The 16,909-nt window shown below is 44.5% G+C and carries 12 protein-coding genes; 7 read left to right on the forward strand and 5 right to left on the reverse strand.

Going from position 1 to position 16,909, the window contains the following annotated elements; genetic code table 11:
• The first annotated feature begins 8 nt into the window (after positions 1-8).
• Entirely contained in the window at positions 9-785 is a 777-nt protein-coding gene (locus tag CTT31_RS17730; RefSeq protein WP_017218591.1) for a LytR/AlgR family response regulator transcription factor, read from the forward strand.
• Between the two features lie 139 nt (positions 786-924).
• On the forward strand, positions 925-2,892 hold the full coding sequence (locus tag CTT31_RS17735; protein WP_260491685.1) for a TonB-dependent receptor: 1,968 nt from the start codon (positions 925-927) through the stop codon (positions 2,890-2,892).
• Positions 2,893-2,930: 38 nt separating this feature from the next.
• On the opposite strand, the gene CTT31_RS17740 is transcribed toward CTT31_RS17735, so the two are convergent.
• On the reverse strand, positions 2,931-6,356 hold the full coding sequence (locus CTT31_RS17740) for a GMC family oxidoreductase N-terminal domain-containing protein (RefSeq protein WP_260491686.1): 3,426 nt from the start codon (positions 6,354-6,356) through the stop codon (positions 2,931-2,933).
• 137 nt (positions 6,357-6,493) lie between these two features.
• Positions 6,494-7,696: an acyltransferase family protein gene (locus tag CTT31_RS17745; protein ID WP_260491687.1), complete on the reverse strand. Its 1,203-nt coding sequence runs from the start codon at positions 7,694-7,696 to the stop codon at positions 6,494-6,496.
• A gap of 166 nt (positions 7,697-7,862) precedes the next feature.
• Here CTT31_RS17745 and CTT31_RS17750 point away from each other — a divergent pair, with 166 nt between their 5' ends.
• The 4 genes from CTT31_RS17750 to CTT31_RS17765 all read left to right on the forward strand — a co-directional run bounded on the left by CTT31_RS17750 (position 7,863) and on the right by CTT31_RS17765 (position 11,633).
• Positions 7,863-8,726 carry a LytTR family DNA-binding domain-containing protein gene (locus tag CTT31_RS17750; protein WP_045965497.1) on the forward strand — a complete coding sequence of 288 codons (864 nt, stop codon included), beginning with the start codon at positions 7,863-7,865 and terminating at the stop codon, positions 8,724-8,726.
• Positions 8,727-8,956: 230 nt separating this feature from the next.
• Positions 8,957-10,243 (forward strand): LysM peptidoglycan-binding domain-containing protein, encoded by a 1,287-nt coding sequence (locus CTT31_RS17755; RefSeq protein ID WP_017218585.1) that lies wholly within the window; start codon positions 8,957-8,959, stop codon positions 10,241-10,243.
• Positions 10,244-10,266: 23 nt separating this feature from the next.
• Positions 10,267-11,016 carry a hypothetical protein gene (locus tag CTT31_RS17760; protein ID WP_017218584.1) on the forward strand — a complete coding sequence of 250 codons (750 nt, stop codon included), beginning with the start codon at positions 10,267-10,269 and terminating at the stop codon, positions 11,014-11,016.
• Entirely contained in the window at positions 10,980-11,633 is a 654-nt protein-coding gene (locus tag CTT31_RS17765; protein ID WP_017218583.1) for a lysozyme family protein, read from the forward strand. The genes CTT31_RS17760 and CTT31_RS17765 overlap by 37 nt, the downstream gene beginning before the upstream one ends.
• A 2-nt stretch (positions 11,634-11,635) precedes the next feature.
• Here CTT31_RS17765 and thpR read toward each other — a convergent pair whose 3' ends face one another.
• From thpR to CTT31_RS17780, 3 genes are all read right to left on the reverse strand, one after another.
• Positions 11,636-12,154, reverse strand: coding sequence for an RNA 2',3'-cyclic phosphodiesterase (gene thpR / locus CTT31_RS17770; RefSeq protein ID WP_260491688.1), 519 nt, complete (start codon positions 12,152-12,154; stop codon positions 11,636-11,638).
• A gap of 29 nt (positions 12,155-12,183) precedes the next feature.
• Entirely contained in the window at positions 12,184-12,906 is a 723-nt protein-coding gene (locus tag CTT31_RS17775) for a helix-turn-helix domain-containing protein (RefSeq protein WP_017218581.1), read from the reverse strand.
• A gap of 171 nt (positions 12,907-13,077) precedes the next feature.
• Positions 13,078-13,944, reverse strand: a complete 867-nt coding sequence (locus tag CTT31_RS17780) for a helix-turn-helix domain-containing protein (protein ID WP_260491689.1) — start codon at positions 13,942-13,944, stop codon at positions 13,078-13,080.
• A gap of 284 nt (positions 13,945-14,228) precedes the next feature.
• Here CTT31_RS17780 and CTT31_RS17785 point away from each other — a divergent pair, with 284 nt between their 5' ends.
• Positions 14,229-16,883 carry a TonB-dependent receptor gene (locus CTT31_RS17785; protein WP_260491690.1) on the forward strand — a complete coding sequence of 885 codons (2,655 nt, stop codon included), beginning with the start codon at positions 14,229-14,231 and terminating at the stop codon, positions 16,881-16,883.
• Positions 16,884-16,909 lie beyond the last annotated feature (26 nt).

Raw genomic sequence — 16,909 nt, forward strand, 5'->3', positions numbered from 1 at the left:
AAAAGTTCGTGCACACCGTATACAAACCTATTCTTACTATTACTGGAGTTGGCTGGACTGCCGTCATCATATTTTTAACCGCAATCGACTTACTGCACGATTGGGTTGAGATAGAAAGTGAGCGACTGAATAACCCTATCTGGTGGGCCTTGCAGGAATGGGGGCTTTGGTATATTTACACACCTATACTCTTCTTATGGCTAAATAAACTCAGCCAACAGAATAAGGTATGTTGGCGCAATTACCTCGTTTGCTGCTCGGTTTTATTCGTGCTGAGCATGTCTATACAAGCTGGATTCGACTATCTCGTTTATCGCGATGATATTCCCTATACCTTGTATTATTTTGCGCCATTACACCCGCTGGTGATCTACGTCTGCTTTATGATTTGGCACAAGTTTATCCGTATTGAAAGCAATAAAGAAAACAATAGTACCGCGATAAATCAACGTTTGCTTGTGGATTTAGGCGGCGATAAGTCATTTTTACAAATCAAAGACATAGTGCACATTGTGGCAGCTAAAAACTATGTTGAAATTCACACCGAGTCACACCAATACCTCAAACGAGCGACCCTATCTCAGTTTGAAGCCATGCTGCCAAGCGATATGTTTGTGCGCACCCACCGCTCTTATTTGGTTAACCTAGCCTATGTTGAACGTATCATCACCAAAGCTTCTGGTAATGCCATCATCAAGTTATCAACGGGCGCGCAAATTAGCTTGAGTAAAGGCTACAAGAAAGCACTAAAGTCACGCTTTGATACGCTTTCTCAAGCCGCATAACACCAACGAGCGACGTGAACCCGCTTACGGTTTCCCGTCGCTCCGTCCCATAGAACCACCTTACGTACCTAATAATTTGTTTTATCTGCTTTTTTATTTTTAATAGCGCAATGGAGAGCTTTTTATTCAAAGAGGAACAATGACACGACTTCATCCCTTCACGGCGGCCTATTACGCTTTAATGAGCGTCATAAGTAGCAGCGTTTACGCCAATATGGATAACGCTAAACCGAGTGTTTATGCTGGAAGTTCACTGCAACAGTTTGCAGCACAAGATGCACTTGCAGCTATCGAGCGCTTACCGTCATTCACACTCATTGAACAAAGTGGTGAGCGCGGCCTCGGAGGCAGTTCTGCCAATATTTTATTAAATGGTATGGAGATCCGCGTAAAGTCTGGATCGGTCTCGGAGTATTTAAAACAACTTCCCGTTGACCAAATCGTTGCGCTAGAAGTGTACCTAAGTCACCATCCATTTCCTTCACTTAAGCAATATAATCAAATTGTTAACATCATTCGTGATGAAAAAAACAATGCCTATAATTGGCAACTAGGTAGTGCAATAAATGCCAGTGCCTCCACTGGCAAAACAGCAATGGCGGGATTTGTATTACCTAAAGGGCAATGGACACACAGCGGTCATATTCAAGCTCAGGATGAGCCATTTAAAAGTACCAATAAAGGTCAACTGTTTGCGTCTAGTAATACTCTCGAGGAAAAGAGCGAAGAAACATTTAAAGAGCAAAGTGAGCGAATAACGCTCTCACTTACCAGCCATAAAACCATGCAGGATGGTGCCCTAACGCTCAATGTTCAGGCTGTAAAAGACAACTTGCAGTCGCAATACGAATGGCTGTACCGCACGCCAACTTCACCCAGCGATGTTGAATCTGCGTTTTCGCAAGAGCGCGATAAAACAGACACTAGCGAAATGTCTATCGATAGGCAGTGGCAAGGTCAGCGCTGGAGCACACAACTTACAGGTTACTACTCAAAACAAAAAAATGAGTTGCACATGCTTGATGGTCTCTCTGCGCGGCTTTCAACACCGAGCTTTACACAGTATAGGCGTACTGACGAGCGAGTAATTCGCCTGATGGTAAACGACACTGTCTCGGAGTACGGTCTTGAGGCCAGTATCAATCGCGTGAATGCCAACACACTATTGCCCGAGGAGCAGTTACACAGCACGATAAAAGAGCTAAGTATTGAGCCTTTTGCTGCTTTTACTTGGTCGCTTTCACCAAAATGGCAGTTATACAGCAAACTGGCAGCCGAACAGGCTACGCTTTCGACCAACAGTAGTAAAAGTGAAGATATTCAGCATCTCATCGCCAAGCCGTTGGTGCGATTAAATTATGACGCAACAAAACACATTCAGCTTACAACCACCTTAAAGCATGAAGTGGAACAGCTCGATTTTTCACTTTTTTTACCAGAGCTCAACGCAGGATTTGGCCGCTTACAGTTTGGCAATCTTGAAATAAAGCCAATGCAGTACACTGAACTTGCACTGCAAATTGATATTGAAGAAGGTGAAAGATGGCGTTTTAACGTTAAGCCTTTTTATCAGTGGCAAAAAGATGTGCATGAATATCAGCAAGATAATCGAGGTGAAAGCATAGTTGAAAATGCCGGGGATGCCGCACTTTGGGGGCTAGATGGTGCGGTTAATCTAGACTTATCAAGCTGGATCAACAACAGTCAGCTCAATCTTGATTATAGTTATCGAGACGCATCATACCGTGACGCGCTCACAGGAAAACGTACGATTAACGGGACTGTTCCACATTGGGCTAGCGTGCAGTTTCGACAAAGCTTTAATCGCTTTTCGTGGAGCGCAGAGATTTCCAGCGGGGATAGTTATCGCGAATATTACTCCGATGAGCAGTTTATTGAATCAGGCTCATTGCAATTGACTTTGCAAGCGCAGCTTCAAGTAAGCCAGCGAGTTAAGCTCAACTTAGAAGCTTCGCCACTCACGTCTAGATACGAATATCGACGCTTGTATTACAACACCTCACGGGCAAACGCCATAAGCGCAGTAGAAACTATTTACGAGCGTGTACCACCGGAGTTTGCGTTCACGCTAAGCGGAAGTTGGTAGGCCGATACTAATCGTGCCTACCGCCTTTAGTGTCCTAACTAATATCGCTCTAAATGATTGAGAATATGTGGAAAAACATCTACATCAGCCTGACGCCCAAAGATACAATCTATGTGCGCGTAATTGGGGATCACCTTACGCGTAAATTGCTCATCACCAAAGGCAAGACAAAGACGTTCATAAGTTTTTTTCGTGCTCTCAGGTAAATAGCATTCGTTATCTGCCCCGCTAATAAATAGCGTCGGCACGTTTAATCGGTTGATGTGTGGCATGTAAACGTCCTTGCCATCTGCATCAACCAGTTTTCCTGCGCGACAAATTGCAGCAAGGTGCTCTAGGGTTTGAATATTGGCTTCGGCAAATAGTTCATCAATATGCTCATGCAGCAAATCGGTTAACTGATCATGACGGTATAAGGAGGCGTACATAAAGGTCACGCGATGGCAGCTGTCATTATTGCATCGCCCCTGTGCTTCAGCGAGCGCGTACAAGCCTAACGCCTTATCATACAAAGAGGCAAGCCCATTGCTCTGCTCTGGTACACGCGCCGTTAGCGAGTCTACGCCCAGCCTTTCTAAAAATGAGGGGAGGTGTAAACCTGTTTTCATTTTTGTTGCCATCGGTACCACGACGTCCGCCGCAATTTGTGATGCAACAACACTGCGAACCCCTGAAAGGCCGCGAAGCATAGACATAAAGAAGGTCGTAGCACCATAACAATGCACCACCGCCTGAATACTATCTGCTCCCGTGATGGTTCGGATCTTGTTCACCGCGGCTGGGTAATCGTATTTCGCTACCTGATCGCCATTTGATTGCTTTGCGGCAGCAGGCAACAAAATACTGACTCGATAATCCAATAGCCACACGTCATATTGGTTAGCGACTAGGTACTCGACTAAGTTGGTATCAATCATGTCGGTGGAAAAGATACTCGAAGCAACTCCCAGACCATGCACTAACATAACTGGGCCCTTGTCACCGCCACGATAACGAGTCAGCGATAGCTGCACATGATCAGCTGTATCAAACAAGTATACTTCAGGTGTTGGAGCCCTTAGCGGCCGCTTTTTGCGCACCAATTCACCACTGTGCGTTTTTTCTTGGTAAAAAATACTGCCGTAACTTTGATATAGTGTGCCCGCAAAAAATTGCCCAAAGCGCGCGATGACTTTTAAGCGAGCCGCTTTACTCTCGGCATGACTTACACGAATAGTGGCAAGCTGCGTCACAAAATCAATCGGCGCTATCTTCATAATACCGTGACCACATACGGCCCCTTGAGTATCTTCTCCTTCATGAATATCAACAAATAAGGTTGTAGTATCATCCCAAAGATCGAGAGAGTTAGGGTCGTCTTTGATTAACTTAAAGGCATTAAAGAAGTACTGCTTGCCATCCTCCGCCGTTAAATTCATTTTATAGATCATCTTCCGAGTATTTGGAGGAAAGGCCTGACGCTCAAACAAACGAAACTCACCATTGCGAACGGTCAGTGGTTTATCAGAAAGCAGATTGCACTCAACGCGACCCGAAATATGCGCTTTATGTTGTGGGTCGGTCAACATCACCTCTAGATCCGTCGAGGTGACCGTCAATACAAACGACAGCGTTTGGTTTGTTTCTTGACCCTGCTGATAGGCAGCCAAGTAGGTTTGTAAAGAGGTAGTGCTTGGCTCTACCACGCGGCTAAAATAGCCCTGCATGCGCTCTGTAAACGCCAACCCTGTTGTAGTCGGCTCAGCGCTACGGGAGCGGCTTGATGGCAATTGATAGTCAATTTGCCAATCACGGTCCTTGGCGATAAGTGCACAGCAGCGCTCCGTCAATGCACTTATCGTAAGCAGCGGATTGACCGCAAGCGACGTTGGAATGATGGCACCATCTGACACATAGAGCGAGTCGTAGCAGGCATCACTCTCTCCTGTAAACACTTGCCCTTTATGATTCACCACCCCTTCGGAACCCGTCTCAGCAAGCCGACAGCCACCTAAAGGATGAACTGTAACCAAGCGATTATTCAACCACGGTGACCAAATTGGGTTTTTAACATAGGTGCCACCGAGCGCCGCTGTCGCTTGAAGCAGCTTTTCACTCACATGATGAAAATTAGGCTGAGATCCTAACTCTGGCCAACGGATGTTCAACTTGTCTTGCTCTAAAGTTATGACACCTTGGCTATCGTCATGGCTCATTACTAAGTAGGTTTGAGTATGTTTTACCGCACCATGATAAGCGCCTCGCCATTGGCTTTGCCATACTCTCGCTTGCTCCTCCAAAGCGTCATAAAAACCGTGATCCGTGTCGAGCCCAATTACACCCGCAGCACTTGCAAGCGCAGTTGGTAACACTCCCGCCATGGCGCCGGGTAAACTTCCCTCTTCAATAATCATTTGTTGCGCGCGTTCGCTCGCTTCACGAAGATCGATTGCACTGGTGATACAAGGTCCTGTAGGCGCTTTGCCTTCTGGCTCTAGATTACCAACCCCAACACCATCGATTTCGGTGTCGCAGTTATAGCCAAAACCCAACATATCGCCATTACCAGTAAAATGCTGACCAAGTTGCGAAGAGATAGCCAAACCACGACTTTGGCTACGCAATAAAATTTCATTACTGCCCAGCGTGCCTGCAGCCAAAATCACAAGATCCGCCTCAACAAATAACGGGGCTGCAGAAAAGCACTCTGCGCCGGTTCCCATGTCTTGGTAAAACACCCGCCAACCGAAGTCGGTTTTCTCCAAGTAGCGCACACTGGCCTGGCAAAAAATTTCTGCGCCATGATTCCAAGCATCCGGTAAGTAATTCATTCGAGTGGTATTTTTGGCATTGAAATTACAGCCAGACACACAGTCTCCGCAGTTATTACATGCTTGCTGCTCAACACCCACATGGTTAACGCCACCTTCAGGCGTCGCAAAACATACATTGATTGGTACTTTATTAAAGGGAGCTTCTAATGCATTTGCCGACTGCTGGTGAGCCTTCAGTTTATTCAAAGTTGGGTAATATTCAGGGTATAAGGCAGGTTTCAGCATCTCTCGAGCCCGCGTGAATCCCTCTTCCAACAAGCCATCCTCATCATCTCTAATCGCGTGTGGCCATACTGGATCTCTCAGTACTGCATCTACTGGGGGCAAAGCAACATTGGCATTGATAAGAGAGGTGCCACCTAAACCACAACCGACGACGACATTCTGTTCACGGTGCATATGAATATCAAATAATCCCAAATGAGAGCCCTTGTGTCCTGTTTGGCTATTAAACTGCAACTCGCCAGCGGCCTCCAATTCGGTATCCGGAAATTCTCCCGTTAAAAACTCGCGCCCTCGCTCAAGTAGGCAGACTGATTTTCCGGCTCTCGCCATGCGTGACGCAGCGATAGAACCGCCATAACCACTACCAATAACAAGTACATCGTAATGCGGCTGAATTGCCGCCAGAGGTGAAGAAATTGGTTTCATTTGCTTGATTCCCTCTTCTTATTTTCGCTCACCACCTTGCCCGTGGCGATGCTATCCGTGAAGTATCCTCCATCGGAGGCATACTGACCCTAGCAATAAGAGTAGAGCATTTATTGCACAATGGTGCAGTACTCTGGTTAAATAATCCGGAGGATCAGCGGCAACAATAACAAACACCCCACCCCCCAAAGCATTTTATTGTTTGTCAGCAAGGCTGCGCGATACCCCACCACCAACCCAAGAGAACCCAGCTTTGGCACCAGCCAAAACAACAATCTAGAAAATAGCAGTGTTCCTGTGATCACCAACAAGCTCTCAAGCACACCACCGAGTTGATAACGACTCAGCCAAAGCGCCAAGGCAATAATCACGCTTTGATGCCAGAGATAGATGGGAAACACCACTTTATTGAGCCTCGTAAGCAGCGGATGAGGACGGTTAAGATAACGCGCTGCTAATGCCAATATCAACAACACCGCACACACGCGCTGCAACACCAACACAAGACTCCCACCCAAAGTAATGAAGGTTGTGCGCGTGTCTTGCTGCAACCAGTAAAAATGATATAAAAGCAAAATAATCACAGCATTGACTGCACAAACCCACAGCAGCACTTTACCTTGTCGAGTAAGCCAAGCCCAAAACCGATTATGCTTAGCAAGCAGATAACCTGCGAGCAGAAAAACAACCCCCTGAAACTCTCTTTTGCTATCGCCGTCCAATGCTAGCTGAGCCCAGAGTAAGCTTGCAAAAGCCAGCACGCTTAGTAGATAAGTTGACCAGCGCAAAGTGATAAAATGCCGGAGTATTACTTGAAGGTTAGAATTAAAGACGATATGAAACACAGCAAGGAGCAAAGTAAAACACCATAATTCTCGCAAATACCACAAGTGATTGACGTCAACATGGGGCCAAATACCGCTTTGATACTGACTGAATAAAGGGCTGTTAAAATCAATAAATTGTTTGTAAAAATCAACAAACCCAAGCGTTAATCCAGCATTTTGCTGCATTTCTGCATACAGTTGTACGGGCACAACAAGCCATATGCCAAATAATAGCGGGAGCAACAGCAAAGGAGTGCGAAAGAGCATGGCTGTGCATGCACCTTGTTTATCAAAAATATATCTAAGCGCAACTCCCGAGATAAACCAGATAAGCAACATGCGCCATGGTGAGATCAGTAACATTAGATATTCTAGCCAAACCGAAGTATAAGCACTTTTGTAGTGAAAACCCCAGTTAGGTACATATAACATGGCGGTGTGATAAAAAATGAGTATCATAAATGCAATAACACGCAGCCAGTCTAGCTCTACTCGCCGATTTAAATGATCCATGGGATTTCTTTTTGAAAATAAACTTCCCCCTACAGTGCGCCAATACAGCGTACAACCAAACGAAATTTGCTTAAATAACAATAGCTAGGGATAAACCGTGGAATAGAGGGATAAAATAAGTGACCGCTTTGCATCCAGTTGCTAGAGTAAAAGAAAAACTCAAACCATGATGTTTTCACGTACGTTTATTCAGCAGTTCCACCCTTTGATGGCAATGGCATTACTCGCCCTCTTTCTAACGATTAATAACACCTTGAATGCCATTACTCTGATCATGGATGCCAAACGAGATGCGCAGCTCGATTTTGCGCTGTGGGAACCTTTCGTATGGGAATATACCAGTGCTGCTGCCAGTTTAGCCTTAATTCCTGCCATATCTTGGTATTTAAACGCATTTCCTTGGCAGTGGCACAAACCTTTTAATGTCGCTTTTAGCTTTTTTATTGCCTCACTGTTATTTTGTTTTGGCCATGTTGGCATCATGGTGTTATTACGTGAAACGATTTATTTTAGTTTGCAACTAGATTACAACTTTCACCTTTCTTGGTTTGAACTTATCTATGAATATCAAAAAGATGCGTGGAGCTTAGTGTTTTTTATTGCACTCATAAAAGCTTATCAATTTAGTGTCTCCCATATGCTTGGTGAAGCATCTCCGATAAAACAAGAAAGCGATGAAGATGAAACACTCCACAAACCTATTCATCACTTATTGGTACGTAAGCTTGGTAAAGAATTTATCGTTAAAGTTGAAGAGGTTGAGTGGTTACAGTCGTCTGGAAATTACGTCAATCTACACGTAAATGGCCGCATTTATCCGCTACGTTCCACGCTTGCTACGTTATGTCAGCGCTTAGACCCCGTTGGCTTCGTGCGTATTCATCGCTCTTTTGCTATTAATGTGTCTAAAGTGGTAAGTATTACGCCGCTCGCCAGCGGTGACAGTGAAATCGCATTGCTAAGTGGGAAAGTATTAACGCTCTCGCGAACCTATAAAACACAGTTTAAGCACCAACTAAGCCTTGAGTAAGTGAGCAATACACAATTACCAAGTAACCGAGTGTTATTGCATTAATTCCATTAATCAATGCTAAATGCTGTAACGCTAAAGTTCATTTTGTATCCATTTCATCACCCTACACTACACAGCCGCAACAGGTAAGGTGCCTATTTTTGCATTTGCACCGAATTTATATACAATCTTATGTAGTTCAGATGCCTCATTGGACTGCATAATAAAAGGATAATAAAAAAGGCTCTATGAAAAACCTCATCACTCCATTACTTGCAGCAATCCTGCTGCTAAATGGCTGTAGCCAAATACAGCAACCTCAACAGAATGAACCAACGCCAGATAACGCCGTACAATCTACTCATAACAAGCCAAAAAATACAGTCAAAGACGAAGCTAAAACGGTGGTTAAAACGCCATATGATCCACTCGCAACTGATGATTTATGGCTCCGTATTAAAGATCAACTCAGCTTTGCCGATTCCGACGATAAGCGTGTAAAACAACGGATTGATTGGTACCTCAGGCATCCCAATTATATGGATACCATCAGTGAACGTGCAGCGCCGCTACTTTATTACTTAGTAGAAGAAGTCGAAAAGCGCGATATGCCAATAGAGCTTGCATTGATGCCGCTAATAGAAAGTGACTTTAACACCCAAGCCTATTCTCACAAGCATGCTTCAGGTTTGTGGCAACTCACGCCGCTGATCGCAAAACATTATGGTGCCAAGATCAACGCTTGGTATGACGGTCGCCAAGATATCGTAGACTCGACCCGCGTCGCATTGGACTTTTTGCAATACCTCCACAAACGTTTTGATGGTGATTGGTATCATGCCATTGCCGCCTATAACACAGGTGAAGGTAGAGTGCTTGCGGCCATTGAACGAAATAAAAAAGCAGGTAAACCAACTGACTTTTTCCATTTGAAGCTACCACGTCAAACCAGCCACTACGTACCAAAGCTACTTGCGGCATCACAGTTGTTAAAGCATGACTTGATGAAGTTTCCTAAGATCCCTAATCGCTCGCTGATCAGCGTTATTAAACTCGAACAACAAGCCATTTTATCTGATCTCAAAGGCTGGAAAGAAGTCGAGGTATTAAATCCAGGCTATGCACGTTTTCCAGCATTACTCGGCGGCCCTGAGCATATTGTCATTCCCACAGCGCGCGTGTCAGAGTGGCAAACCATGCTCACACACTTACCAAAAATGCCTGCAGATACATGGCAACATTATACTATCCGACGTGGAGACTCTCTCAGCACCATTGCAAAACGCTATTCGCTAACCGTCGCCGAGTTAAAAACCTTTAATCAATTAAAGAGTGACCGAATTCGTGCAGGAAAAAAGCTAATTTTGCCCATTTTGGCTGACAAACAACTGGACTATAAGATAAAACACGGCGATAGTTTATGGCGCATAGCTAAGCAATTTAATGTCAGTGTCGCTAAGCTAAAGCAATGGAACCAGCTATCGACAGATAGACTGAAAATTGGCGATACGTTACTCGTATTTCTGTCGCCTTAGGCCGTAGTGTCAGTTGGATAAATATGTCAGAACATAACAATAATAACTTACCCTCTGAAAATGTAGCCGAAACGCAGGCAGCAAAGCCTGCTCGGCCACAGCCACACAACTCAAGACACTCAAGGGGCTCCTTTAAACTTTCTCGCTCCAAAATGAATACCATTTTGGCTTTGTGTGCGATGTTTATTTCCGCAGCGTCGTTTTACGCAACTTATCTGCAAGCAAAGGCTGCTCAGGAGCAAGTTTCCGCAGCCGAAAAGCAGCTAAAAACTGAAACTTGGCCATGGCTTCAATTTAGCTATAGCAACTTTGATTTAGACTCCACTCAAGCAACCATTCGAGTCGATATTCGCAATTCGGGGACCGGACCTGCCATAATCCACTACATTAAGTACGAGTTTGATGGCGAAAATTACTTTGATGTTACCGAACTTATGGATGCATGCTGCAACCTCAATGCCTATCAAGCAGCGCTTAGCGATGCTCAAAACGAAGAGTCAAATATCAATTATCTAAAAAAGTTTGGCTGGTATGTTTCCAGTGCGCCACAAAAGATTTTGCTGGCAGATGGCGACACTTTCAACATTTTTACCATGCCAAAAAGCAATTTTAATCGTGGATTATGGGATAAAATTGATGCCCACAAATCGGTTTTTAAGGCAGAGGCCTGCTACTGTTCTATACTAAAACAGTGCTATACCACGAACGAAAAAGCAGTGATCACTGAGGTACCTAGTTGTTCAACGACACCGACAAATTCTATCAACGAGTAATACAGCATCTATTGCAATTTGAGGGCGAGGTACTGCATTTGTACCTAGACGTAAATGCCAATCCGACGATTGGTGTTGGTTTTCATATGCAAAGTGTTGAGCAATTTTGCCAGTTACCAATGCGGGATAGGCGCTCTAAACGGTCTGCCACCTTGCAACAAAAGCGCGATGAATACCGTAAGATTAAGGGCAAACCCAGCGGCTACAAGGCTTCTTGGTATGCGCAATATACCGAGCTTACCTTGCCACCAAAAGCGTCTAAACAATACCTTAAAGAACAGATCAAAGAATTTGAACAGCATTTAGTGCACTTTCTTGCCAAGCAAGATACCGGTAGCATTCCTTATCAGTTGTTACCAACCCCCGCTAAGATTGCGCTGTTGGATATGGCTTACAACCTCGGTACCAGTAAGTTATTTTTGGCTTTCCCTAATTTGATTAAAGCCGTCAGCGCACAAGATTGGCACAGCGCAAGTAAAGAGTGCAGTCGCCTACATATTAGTCCAGCACGAAACGAGGCCACCAAAAAGCTATTCCTCAAGTGCGACAAATACCAGCGTTATCAACTCACTTGGTTTGAAACTTTGGTTAAAAAGCTAAAGCGCTGGCTGTCTTAAGTTCAGCTCAGAAAAAATGACTCAATAGGGTCATAGATCAAGCCACGCTCATTGCGGTGAGAATGATAGAGATGAAATTTCTTTACTGTGAGTGAAAAAGGCGTAATGGGCTTCGTAACACTCGGCTCTGGCTTACAATTTCTAAATAGTGTGGTATGTGGTGAGAACGGATGCGGATTATGATAGAGATCGCATTTTTCTCCAAAAGCACGCAGTGGATTGGCTAAATCAAGCAAAGCTTGTGGTTTTTGTTCGGGCTTTAAGTAAAAAATACCATTGTGCTGCCAGTAGCCATAGTCATCAAAGGAGAGTGTAAATTTAGGCACCGATAAACTACTAGCAAAATCACAAAGCTCGGCTACTTGTGACTCTTCTACCATAGCAAGAAACGCCAGTGTAAGATGCCAATTACTTGGTTGTGTATTGGCTTTACTGGCACTCACGCTATCCACCAGCCACTGACCGATATGCGCTCGAACGTCGTCATCCATGCCAATACCAAAAAAAAATCGCTTTTGCATCTTACACCTTTACCTTAAGGTTTAATAAACTAAGGCTTAACTAACCGTTTGCCTACTAAAGTTAGCATAACCCCAGCAGAGAAGCATAATAAGCCAACAAATTGCAGCCAGGCGTTTTCTACACGCTCACTAAATTTAGGGCCTTGAAAACGATAATGCCTTCTACCATCGGTTACCGTTTCGGTATAAGCGCTTCCCCTATAGTCTGAGAAAAATACCGTTTTTTTGTCTAAACGTTTCGCCATGGCAAGCTTAACTTGCTCCACAAATTCAATATCGCTATTCCTACTATGAGGAACAAGGAGAAAGCGCCACTTTCTATATAGCTCGACGGGCTCACCGGCTTGCAATACACCTTGAGATTCATATTCAAACAGCTTTTCACTAAAAAATATCTGTTTGTAGCCACTCCAAAATAATCCGACACCGAGAGACACTAGCAAAATAGCCAACATCGCAAGTTGCTTATATTGCTTTTGTTTTGATTGCTGATGTTGCTTATACCAATATTCGATGTCTGGAATTTGGCTTAATTCTTCACGTTTCCCTTGCGCTGATAAGGTTTGCATACACTCATCTAAGGATAAATTGAGCGCCGTTAGCAACTTTCTAAATACCTCGTTAGAAGGCACGGATTTGTCGTTTTCTAGTTTAGATAAATAGCTTTGCTCAACACACATTTGCTCAGCTAGCTGAGGTTGGCTCAAGCCTTTTTGTGTACGGATCTGTTTAATAAAGTGTCCTAGTGTCATCACGGTCATCCTCGTTTATTATTGTTGCGACCTCGCACATTCTTGGCAATTCCTTGGTAAATACCAAGTTGAATATTTAGGAATAAGCATGAATATCATAGCATTACGAAATATTCATGGTTTGAATTAAAGTTTTGATTAAAAAGCACAATAAACAGGCCCACGTTTAGATCAATACAATGCCTTTTGGTGCAGCCGTGCGCGAAATTCACTGGGTGTACACGCCTTCAACGCTTGAAAACGACGATTAAAATTAGAAATATTATTAAAACCACATTGATCCGATATCACACTAATGGGAGAGGCGGAGCTAATTAATAGTTTGCAGGCCTTGGCAATACGCAGCTGATTGATAAATTCCGTCACAGTACGCTCCGTGCGCTTTTTAAAGAAACGATGAAAGTGATTGGTGCTCATGTGCACTTGTTGTGCAAGCTCATCGGCGCTTAATTTGTCGGTGTAATTGTCATAGATATAGGCAATAACCCGGTCGAACTTGTCTTTCGCGGGGTCATGGCGGGCGTCAAAGCGAAAGCCACTACTGGCTAAATGTTGATAGTTCGATGTCGTCATCTGCGTTAACATTTCGAGCAAAAGCACAAAGCGCATTAACGGCTCGGCATCCGCGATTTGCTCAAACCACTTTTTCGCTTGCCTTGCGACTTCCACAGGAAATTTGACGCCACGGCGCGCTGCATTTAACAATTCAGATAAGCCGTGTAATTCAGGGTGCTGAGCCACTAAAGACTCCAACCAGTGCGCGGGTATTTGTGCAACATGGACAACGTGAGCGGAGTGATCCGGATTCGGCTTTGACTGCCAAGTATGTGGTAAGTCAGGACCTAGGATAACCAAATCTAAGTCTTCGTAAGGGGCGATATGATCACCCACATGACATACACCGACACTGTTGAGCGTCAAACAGATCTCATATTCCGGATGATAGTGCCAATTAAAGGGAATTTCGGGCAATTGATACAGGCAATAACGCCATGAACATCCAGGAGATGGTAGTACTTTCTCGTACATCGCTCGCATAGCAATTTCCTTTTACATTAATAAACTTATTTAAAATCGGCATGTTATAAATTTTAAAACAACTGCTCGTTACACCTAGTTGCACACCATGCAAATTCAATCACCAAACAATATTAATCTATCGAAATATAGCGACAGCCTGAAGTGCAGTGAAGTATTTTTGTCAAATTACGCTCATTTAAGCGTGAAAAGTATCATTAGTAGATAGAAATATACCGCTTAAAAAACACTCAAGGCGATACCCTAGCTTCTGCCAACAACAAATAGGAACAATGGGCAGAACAATGAAAACAACTAAGTTGAAGCAATTTAAATTGAATAAACTTGCCGCCATCGTGACAGCAAGTACCTTATCCCCCCTTTTACTCACCGCTGCACCATCAGCATTAGCCGAAGAACAAAGCGCAACAGAAAAAGTCGAAGTGATTGAAGTAAGAGGCATTCGCCGCTCGCTTGAAGCTTCAATGAACACCAAGCGCTTTGCAGATGGTATTGTTGATGCTATCACCTCGGAAGATATTGGTAAGTTTCCCGACAAAAACATTGGTGATGCGCTACAGCGTATTTCTGGGGTCACGGTCGATCGCCAATATGGTGAAGTAAGTGGTGTTACTATCCGTGGTACCGCGCCCGAGCAATCTCGCATTCTATTAAATGGCCAATCTGTCGCCAGTACCGATTGGTATGATTTGGGTCCATCGACACGTACTTTTAACATGGAGCTGTTATCAGCAGAGCAAGTTTCGGCAGTGAACGTCTACAAAACGCCTGAAGCAAACCTTGAAGAAGGTGCGCTGGGTGGTACAGTGAATCTTGTCACGCGTAAACCTCTGGACTTAGATGCACACACTTACATGGTGTCAGCAGAAATGGGCCGCTCTACCTTGTATGATGAAAATGATATAAGTGGCTCATTTTTAGGTAGCTGGAAAAGTGACGATGAAAAATTTGGTGTGCTCGCAGCATACTCTATTGAGAACCTGACTTCAGGCCGTCACGTTATTGAGTCCATTGGTGGCTACTATGAATATTTTGCGGCGGATCAAGACACGGGACAAGCATCTACAGTGGGCGCTTGGGCTATCGGCTCGCAAGCATTCAGAGCTGAGCGCGAGCGCACCAGCGCGCAACTTACCGCGCAATTTGCACCAAGCGATAACACCGAATTTGCGGTAGACTACTTTCGCTTTGAGTTTGACAATCCACATGTAAACCATAACTTTCTTACCGTAAGTGCCCGTGGTGCAGGTGCTGTTGATGTACAAAACAACGCTGCAGGCGGTACACAGCGTGCGCGTATTTTGCCAGCTTACGCGAACATTATATACAACCCCACTGTTCGTAACGCCGTAAACATGGAAGTCGATGCCTTAAACTTCAGTGGTAAATACGTCGGTGATACTTTCGAGATTAGCGGTGTTATTGGTCGCTCAACATCTGATGGTGGTACACAGTTTGGTTCCTCAAGTTGGTGGATCCCGGCAACGGATGAGGGTGGAAAAATTGGCGATCCAGCCTTCCCTAACGGTCAAAATAGTACTGATGGCGGCTTTACTTACGATGCATCCGGCCCTTATCAAATTTGGTTTGATTCACTAGACCCAACCGATGCCTCACAGCTCAAATTTGCTCAGGAATCAAACTTCCAAACTACGGTCCAAGAGCATGAAGTGAGTTATGCACAAGCCGATATCAAGTGGATGCTAGAGCATGATTACTTCAAGAACATCAAAGCGGGTGTGAAGGTTAATAAAAACGAATTTGCACGTATCGCAATACAAAGAAACCCAGCGGATGTTGTTGGTTTTGTCCCTGATGGTAATAGCTTAGCTAACTGGAGTGATGGTATTTTTACCAATCTTCATTCGCAAACGGGCGGACATATTCTTAATTCATACGCCAAGCTCGATGAAGATAAGTGGTGGGATTTTATCACTGGCAAGTATGAGGCGGGTGAATTAATCGAGCAGCAAGATTTTGGTAAAACCTACAATGTCGAAGAAGATATGCTCGCTATCTATGTGCAAAGTGAATTCAGCGGTGAAAACTTCCGCGGTAATATCGGTTTACGCTATGTGGATACAGAACAGCAGTCCAGCGGCTATGTTGATAACACGGTGTTCGATGAAACGGTTGACTACGACAACTGGCTACCGAGCATCAACTTCGCTTATGACTACAGCGACGATATTATCATCCGTGCGGCCGCCTCCAGCGTTATGTCTCGAGTTAATTATAACGACTTAAAACCAGGTCTAGCGATTGATGCCAACTTTGGTTCCGCCACCGGTGGTAACCCGAACCTTAAACCTTATGAAGCAGATCAAGCAGATATTGGCGTCGAATATTACTTTACCGAAGCTTCCTTGCTCTCAGCAGCCGTTTTTGTGAAGAAAATTGACAACGTTGTCTTTTCTACCGAAGCGATTGAATATGTGGACGGATGCGGTACCGACCCTTCTAAGTATGATCAATGCCGAGTCACACGCCCACGTAGTAACGGAGACGGTGACGTAACAGGGATAGAACTGCAGCTTCAACATAGCTTTGATAATGGCTTCGGCTTTATTACTAACTACACCTACGTGGATAGTGAAACCACCACACCAGATAATGCAAAAGAAATGGTGCCGGGAGTATCTGAAAACTCATTCAACGGCTCGCTATTTTTCGAAAACGAGCAATTTAGTGCACGTATCGCTTATAACTGGCGTAGTGAATGGATTGGCGTCGGTGCAGCACAAGCGGTGCGCAACGATAGCTACCAACAATGGGATGCATCTTTGGTGTGGCATGCAATGGAAAATCTGGATGTCAGCTTAGAGGGTGTAAACCTGACCAATGAGGTTATTCAATCTTACGACACCAACTACAACTTAACGCAGAACACCATTGAATTTGGTACGCGTTATTACCTTGGCGTCAGCTATAAGTTCTAACCTCGGAGCCCCAGTCGCTTGCGGCT

The sequence above is a fragment of the Pseudoalteromonas maricaloris genome (genome assembly GCF_024746855.1).
Taxonomy (GTDB): Bacteria; Pseudomonadota; Gammaproteobacteria; order Enterobacterales; family Alteromonadaceae; genus Pseudoalteromonas; species Pseudoalteromonas maricaloris.